This is a genomic window from Microcoleus sp. BM001215392 (assembly GCF_036700185.1).
GTDB lineage: Bacteria > Cyanobacteriota > Cyanobacteriia > Cyanobacteriales > Microcoleaceae > Microcoleus.
The window spans coordinates 1-8,525 of record NZ_JAUBOJ010000341.1; the positions used below are offsets into that span (position 1 = coordinate 1).

3 protein-coding genes are annotated in these 8,525 nt (G+C 50.2%); 1 reads left to right on the forward strand and 2 read right to left on the reverse strand.

The genetic code is table 11. The features are described 5' to 3' along the window. Nucleotides 1–153 precede the first annotated feature (153 nt). Nucleotides 154–4,917: a glutamate synthase-related protein gene (locus QT974_RS26965; protein WP_333471480.1), complete on the reverse strand. Its 4,764-nt coding sequence runs from the start codon at nt 4,915–4,917 to the stop codon at nt 154–156. 648 nt (nt 4,918–5,565) lie between these two features. On the opposite strand from QT974_RS26965, the gene QT974_RS26970 reads away from it, so the two are divergent. Next, entirely contained in the window at nt 5,566–7,737 is a 2,172-nt protein-coding gene (locus QT974_RS26970; RefSeq protein ID WP_333471481.1) for a phosphodiester glycosidase family protein, read from the forward strand. Between the two features lie 91 nt (nt 7,738–7,828). Here the strand turns inward: QT974_RS26970 and lepB are convergent, their stop codons facing one another. Beyond that, nucleotides 7,829–8,395: a signal peptidase I gene (gene lepB / locus QT974_RS26975; RefSeq protein WP_333471482.1), complete on the reverse strand. Its 567-nt coding sequence runs from the start codon at nt 8,393–8,395 to the stop codon at nt 7,829–7,831. Nucleotides 8,396–8,525 lie beyond the last annotated feature (130 nt).

The window sequence follows — 8,525 nt, forward strand, 5'->3', positions numbered from 1 at the left end:
GGCGCAAAGGACGCAAAGGAAGAGAAGAGAGAGATTAATACAGGACGATGAAGAGAGGATTTGATATGAAGTCCGAACGATCAAACCGTCTCGTGGGTGCAAAAAAAAAGGGGCAACTCGCGTCGCCCTTTTTCTATTTAATCAATTCCAAAATTACGCTTCTACAGCAATCTTTTGTTCCGAAGCCTCCGGCGAATTTGCTTCACTTGGCGGCACAACTTGCCAGAACTTCGGCAAGTATTCTGACCAATTTGCGAGAATCTTCGCGGCTTTTTTGCTGTTAGTTCGATCGCGCTGCATCTCGATCAACTCTTTCAACTGCGCCTCGCCAGCGGCCGTAGAAACTCGCTGCATCTTCACAATCTCTCCGTTGACGTGCGCCGGGAAATTGCCATCTTCATCGAGGAAATAACCCAAGCCGCCAGTCATTCCAGCGCCGACGTTGCGGCCGACTTTTCCTAGGACGACAATGACGCCGCCTGTCATGTACTCGCAGCAGTGATCGCCCGCACCTTCAATGACTGCTTTCGCCATTGAGTTGCGCACTGCAAACCGTTCGCCTGCTTTACCCGCAGCTAACAGGGTTCCGCCCGTCGCGCCGTACAAGCAAGTGTTACCGACGATCGCATTTTCGGCAGCATCATACGTCGCATCAACGGGCGGTTCGATCGCAATTTCGCCACCGTGCATTCCTTTACCAACGTAGTCGTTAGCTTGGCCAGACAGTCGCAGCGTCATTCCCGGTAAATTGAACGCGCCGAAGCTTTGGCCCGCGCTACCTGTGCAGTTGAGGACGATCTCACCGCTAAAGCCGGTGTTGCCGTGTTGCAGTGCGATCGCACCTGATAAACGCGCTCCCACAGTGCGATCGGTATTTACCAATTTTACGCTCTTGCTGACAGTGCCGTGATTGGCGATCGCACTTTGAATCTCGGCATCCGCCAACAAATCATCGTCTAACACAGGCCCGTTGCTGTGAATGTCGCCGTGGACTAAGAAAGATCGATCGCCCTTAGTATCCGGTAACTTCGTCAAACAATCCAAATTAATCGCTTGAGTTTTAGTTAGTTTCACCCCTTCGCGCATCTTCAGCAAATCCGCGCGGCCGATGATATCTGCGATCGATTTATAACCCAACTTCGCCAACAAACTCCGCACTTCTTCTGCTACGAAATAGAAGAAATTAACCACGTGTTCCGGCGTTCCGGGGAAGCGTTTCCGCAAGTGTTCCTGTTGAGTTGTCACGCCCACAGGACAACTATTCATGTGGCAAACGCGAGCCATTATGCAGCCTTCGGCAATCATTGCTACCGTGCCGAAACCGTACTCTTCGCCACCCATTAAAGCGCCGATAATTACGTCCCAACCTGTTTTAAAGCCGCCGTCAACGCGGAGCAAAACTCGATCGCGCAATTTGTTCTCAATCAGCACTCGGTGAACTTCGGTCAATCCGAGTTCCCACGGAGAACCTGCGTGCTTGATCGAACTAAGTGGAGACGCACCAGTGCCGCCGTCGTGGCCGGAAATTTGAATTACATCGGCATTGGCCTTCGCAACGCCCGCTGCTACAGTCCCGATACCGACTTCCGATACCAACTTCACCGAAACACCCGCTTTCGGATTGATTTGATGCAAGTCAAAAATCAACTGCGCCAAATCCTCGATCGAATAAATGTCGTGGTGGGGAGGAGGAGAAATCAAAGTGACACCCGGTTTCGATCGGCGTAAATAAGCAATGTACTCGCTCACTTTCGGCCCCGGCAATTGACCGCCTTCACCCGGTTTCGCACCTTGTGCGACTTTAATTTCGATTTGTCGGGCGCTCATCAGGTACTCGGGAGTCACGCCGAAACGTCCTGAAGCTACCTGTTTGATTGACGAACAGGCTGTATCGCCGTTCTGCAAACCTTTTAAGTGAGGTAGGGTTTGTGAGAAGCCGGCTGCGCTCACATCGTTCAGCACATTGTATCGAATCGGGTCTTCGCCGCCTTCGCCGGAGTTGGATTTGCCGCCGATGCGGTTCATCGCGATCGCCAAAGTTTCGTGGGCTTCCGGGGACAAAGCGCCGAGAGACATTCCGCCGGTGGCGAAGCGTTTGACAACATCTGCTACAGATTCGACTTCTTCGATGGGAATGGAAGGGCGATCGCTAGCAAAGTCGAGCAAATCTCGTAAAGCCGTAACAGGGCGGTTTTCTAGCTGTTTTTTGTAGACTTCGTAGTGATCGTAAGCCGTTTTTGCTTCAGTGCGAGCGTCCCCGCTCGCGGGAGAGACAGAATTTTTGGAACCAATTGGTTCCATTTTTGGTTCGGCCCCGTTGCCGTTACCGTTACTGTGAGCCTTAAAAGTAGTCACAGCCTTGTGCAAAGCCTTTGCCATTTCCGGGCTGTTCATGTGATATTCGCCACCGCGCCGGTACTGCACGAAGCCGAAGTTTTCCAGCTTTTTCAGCAGCAATTCGGGGAAAGCCTGAGAGTGGAAAGACATTACCTCGTGAGCGAGTTCAGCGATAGTCAAACCGCCGATTCGAGACACAGTGCCTTTGAAGCCCAAATCGAGCAGATCGGCGCCAATGCCGATCGCCTCAAAGATTTGCGCGCCTTGATAGCTAGACAGCAGCGAAATCCCCATTTTCGACATGATTTTCAGCAAGCCGTTTTCTACCGCTGTGCGATATTTAGCTTGAGCTTCAGTAACGGTAATCTTGGGAACTTTGCCGTGTTCCATCAAGTTTTGAGTTTTGGTGTCAAACCACCAGCCGCGCACGCTTTCCAGTGCCAAATAAGGGCAAACAGCCACGGCGCCGTAACCGATCAAACACGCGAAGTGGTGAGTGCTCCAACATTGGGCTGTATCCACAACCAGCGAAGTTTGCATCCGCATCCCGACGCTAATTAAGTGGTGGTGAACTGCACCAAGTGCTAGCAAGGGGGGAATGTAAGTACATTCATCACTCAAACCAACAGCAGATTCGCCTTTTTCCTGCGATGGTCGATCGCTCAAAATCAGAATTCTCGAACCGTCGCGCACTGCATCCACAGCATCTTGACAAAGTTGCTCGACTGCGCGTTGCAAACCAGCAGGCCCGGCAGAAATTTTGTAAAGAGTTGACAGTTGCGTTGCGGGGAAAGACTTTTGGTCTTTCAAGAAAGACAGTTCAGCGTCGTTGAGTACGGGGGAATCAATTTTTAGCAGCTTGGCATTTTCCGGTGTTGCTTGCAGTAAATTGCCCCGCAAACCCACATTCATCGTCAGCGACATCACCATTCCCTCGCGCAAAGGGTCGATCGGCGGATTTGTCACTTGAGCGAACCGCTGTTTGAAATAGTTATAAAGTAACTGAGGCTTTTCTGACAACACAGCTAAGGGGATATCATCGCCCATGCAGAAAGTCGGTTCTTTTCCAGAACTTGCCATTTCCACAATTACCATATCCAAATCTTCAGCGGTGTAGCCGAAAGCAGTTTGGGTGCCTAACAGCGCTTGCGATTCCAGGGTGGCGGTTTCCGCAAAAGGCTGCGGTTGCAAGGTTTCGCGGTTTTGTTTCAGCCATTCGCCGTAGGGGTGGCGCTTCGCAATCCGCTGTTTTAGCTGCCAATTTTTGAGAATTTCCTTGGTTTGCAAGTCCACTGCAATCATTTGTCCGGGCCCCAAGCGGCCTTTTTCGACGATATCTGCTTCAGGAATATCGACAACTCCGGCTTCGGAGGCGACAATTACCAAGCCGTCTTTAGTAATGCAGTAGCGGGCCGGACGCAAACCGTTGCGATCGAGCGTAGCACCTACTTGCTTGCCATCGCTGAATACCAGCAGCGCCGGGCCGTCCCAAGGTTCTTGAATACCGCTGTAATATTCGTAAAAATCGACAATTTCGGGATATGTCGCCAAATCCGGCTGATTTTTATAAGCTTCGGGCACCATAATTGTCAGGGATTCCAGGGGACTGCGGCCGGAGTGCACCAACATTTCCATCACGTTGTCCAAGTTTGCCGAATCGCTGCTTTCGGAATTGACAATCGGGTTAAACGTGTCGATGTCCGCTTGACTCCAATTCGGGTGAGATAAATTGGCTTGGCGCGCCGTCATCCAAGTAATATTGCCCAACAGCGTGTTAATTTCACCGTTGTGTCCCAGCAAGCGCATCGGTTGGGCGAGGTGCCAGCGGGGCATGGTGTTGGTGCTGAAGCGGCGGTGATAGACGGCAAAGGCGCTTTTATAAGCGGGATTTTTGAGGTCGAGGTAAAATTCTGCGAGTACCGCCGATCGCACCATACCTTTATAGACGATCGTGCGGCAGGAAAAAGAGCAACTATAAAATTCTTGGCGAGTGAAGCCTGGCCGGTCAGATAGTGAGTGTCCGATGGTGCGGCGGGCGAGAAATAACTGTCTGTCGAGATCGTCTCCGGCTAAGTTTGGTGAACTTACGATTACTTGTTCGATTTGAGGTTGATTTTCGCGCGCTTGCGGGCCCAAAACCGACGGTACAACGGGAACTTTCCGCCATCCCACCACAGTGAAACCGCGATCGACCATAACTTGCTCAACCACCTGCCGCGCTGTCTGCGCTTGAGTTTCATCTTGAGACAGAAACAGCATTCCCACACCGCAGTGTTCCTGTGGTGGAGGGACAATTCCCTGTTCGGCAAACCAAGTATGCAACAATTCCCAAGGAATTGCAGTCATCAAACCTGCGCCGTCGCCGGAATCGGAGTCTGCGCTACAACCGCCGCGATGTTCCAGACAAGTTAAAGCTGGGAGGGCTTTTTGAATAAGTGAGTGGGTAGCTTCGCCGCTTTGATTGGCAATAAAGCCCACGCCGCAAGCATCTCTTTCTTCCACTAACCAGTTTTGGCCGGCAAATGGAGTTCCTCGCTCAGTTTGATGCACGTTGCTGTTTCGATCGATCGTGTTACCCATGTTGATTGAATGTTATTTCTGTGATTGTGTGGTTGATTTGTTTTTATAGCTCGGAGAGAGAATGCTGCCGAGCGGTGGGAGTCCAGTAAATCTTAAAACAGCACATAGCAAGCTGATTTGATAAAAATTTACGTAGACACTGCCTGTACCTGACATTGAAACCCTGTTTGCAGATTCTAAATTATCTCGATCGCATCATTGCCTAGATGTCTCGCAGAATACCTACTGTTAAAAATCAGCGCTCCTGGGAGACATCGCCGCCCTGCAACTCGATACATTGCGGGCGATCGAGTTTTTTGAGCTTTTTTCGAGTTTTTTGTGATTTGTTTTGCTGAGTCCGCAATGGTAGCTGTTCCGGGAACATCGATAGATAGTAACTCTAGCTTTATTTTGCTGGCTGCGGTTTGCAGCCGTGTTTGCTGGCGGCCGCAGACACAAAACCACCTAACAGCTCAGTCGGTAGGTGAAATATTGTAGCAGCGCGGTTCACCACCAATGAAACCCTGCCTTATATTATGCAGTTGAATTACATCTAACTACACAGCCGAAAAAATTAAGTTTATCCAATAAAATTTTAAATTTTTACCGTTTGTGCTGTATATGAGGCATTTTTGAAGGTTAATGGTTTTAGGTTTGCCAAATAAAAAAATGCACATTAGACACAAACGGCTAGTAGCAGCTAACATCCGGCGATCGAGTGTTTGGCCCTGGATATTGTCAGTGTCGATTTCGCCCGTACTGGCGATCGTCCTGAGCTCAGCCTCGAATCTGGCGGGGAGAGCTCAGGAGGCGAAGAGTCAGAGCACAGGGGAGGGGGAGAAAGCTGGGCTGATTCGTGCTTCCACAGCCCGCCAGGGAATGAATTCCCTGGCTGATAGCGAAAGTCGGTTAAAACCGACTCAAATGCCAACCCACAGTCCTCGACCGAGGACTTCAGCTATAAGAGGGGGAATTCATTCCCTGTCGGACTATCGGTTTTTGACTCAATCTATACCGCCAGTTGCCAGAATTAGACAAGGCCGCCAAGTCTCTCTCAACGGCAGAATTCTGCCCTTAGCTTGGACTCAGCAGCCAACAAACAGCACATCTACTAATTTCCGAACTTGGATTGCGGATGTGGGTTTAATGCAATCTGCCGGAGTCGATTTGCTCAATACAGCCGACAGTACCAAACAACCAGTGCAGTGGTTTGCCGTATCTTTAACTAATGCTCAAAGTTTGACAGTGCGATCGACTGGCGCGTATCGTTACTTAGATATTACCGATTTTGCTAAACTTGCCGGTTGGCAAATATCGATCGACAACAATCTTCTCAAAATCACCACTCAAACTGCAAATGTCACCGGAATTCGGCAAGCAGCCAGAGAAACGGGCGATCGCATTGTTCTCGATCTCGATCGCGCCGCCCCGTGGCAAGTCAACTTTGTGGATACACCCAGCCCATCGCCAACAGACGACCCCACAAAACCCGCTATCCCGCTGCAAATAAGCCCCGCAGCCCCAAACCTCGAAACACCAGACGACCCGACAACACCCGCGCTCTCGCAGCCGCTAGCACCCGCACAGGCGATCGCCAGTCAAGAATGGTCGATCGCGATCGATGCCCAAGTCGATCGCACTTTGGGCGATCGCATTTTTGCAACCAGTCAACAATTGCGATCGCTCAAAGTCGAACCTGCGGGGAATCAAACCAGAATCAAAGTACAAATTCCCTTAGGCTGGCGGCCGCAAGTTTTCAGTTTAGGAAATCCGCATCGATTAGTAATCGACATTCGCCCAGACTCGTTAGTAGAAAAAGACATTGCTTGGGCGGCCGGAGTGCGATGGCGCCAGCAGTATCAAAATCTAGGAACAGCGCGTTTCCCCGTATACTCCTTAGAAGTAAATCCGCGTCAATCCGGCATCAAAATTCGACCGCTGTTGAGCAATCCGCCGACAGAAAAAGGCAGCGCACCTTTATTGCAAACAGCCGAGATTTCGGGAACGGCTGCTGCAATTAATGCCGGATTTTTCAATCGCATCAATCGACTAGCTTTAGGTGCGATTCGGCGGGATACTAAATGGCTTTCCGGGCCGATATTGAACCGCGGGGCGATTGCTTGGAACGATCGAGGCGAATTTGCGATCGATCGTTTAACTTTGCAAGAAACTTTAATAACTCCTGCGAATCAACGTTTATCTATTTCCCAGTTAAATAGTGCCTACGTAGAATCGGGAATCGGTCGTTACAATCTTGATTGGGGAGCGACTTATTCTCCGTTTTCCGACGATGAAATAGTTGTGACAGTTGCGGGCGATCGAGTTATCAGCCAATCTCCCGGAGGTGCGACCGGAAAAACCAATTTTCCAATTCCAGGAAACGGTTATATTTTAGCTTTGCGTTCCGATTTGTCTCCGGCATCCCAATTGGTAGCAGGAAATTTATTGCGTTTAGAAACTAACACAATTCCGGCTGATTTCAACCGTTTTCCTTACATTCTCGGTGGCGGGCCGGTGTTGGTAAAAAACAGTCGAGTGGCTGTGGATGCGAAGGCGGAAGGGTTTAGCGATGCTTACGTTCGACAGACGGCGATTCGGAGTGCGATCGGGCGAACTGCTGCCGGGAATTTGCTAATCGTAGCGGTGCACAACCGCGCGGGCGGGGCCGGCCCAAATTTCGCGGAACTGGCGCAGATTTTGCAGCAAATGGGTGCTGTGGAGGCTTTAAACTTGGATGGGGGAAGTTCGACGAGTTTGTATTTGGGAGGCAGTTTGCTCGATCGCCCGCCGTCTACTGCTGCCAGAGTCCATAATGCGATCGGCGTTTTCATCCAACCTTAAATTCATGAAAAGGTTCGATCGTTCGGAATGCGAGTCCTCTGCATAACTACAAACAAAATGATGACTAAAGTCATTACTACCAACCAAAATGTCAGTTAGGATTTCCCAGGCGATCGATCGGCCAAGAGCGCACAATCGCCTTACCAATAATACGATCGCGCGGGACAAATCCCCAAGAATGCCCATCACAACTTTGATTGCGATTATCCCCCAACATCAAATACGATTTAGGCGGTACTGTCGCAGGGCCCCAGCTATAGTAAGGTGATTGTGCAGGGTAGGATTCTTGCAAAGGTTGTCCATTAACATAGATTTTTCCTGATTTTACCTCAACGCGATCGCCCGGTAGCCCGATCGCCCGTTTGATAAAAGGATCGGCAAAATTTGACCGCAAACCGCACACCGCCAATGCTGACTCTGGTGGCGAAAATACCACAATGTCGCCCCGCTGCGGTTCTTGAAAATGATAGCTCAATTTATCGATAATTAGTCGATCGTCAATCTGTAGGGTTGGCTTCATCGAACCCGATGCGATAAATACCGACTGCGCCACAGAGGTGCGAATTCCAAAGGCGAAAAATAGACTCAACCCAATTGTCTTGAACAATTCCACTGCAAAATTGGATTTGTGCGGCGGTTGACTGGATTTGTTTGACATAAATATTTGTGAAGCCGAGAACGGTTATGTGAAATGACCAAGCTTGTATGCGATCGCAATCAATTAGGTTCGATCGTTCGGAATGCGAGTCCTTCTATGATGCGGACTCGCATTCCGAACGATCGAACCA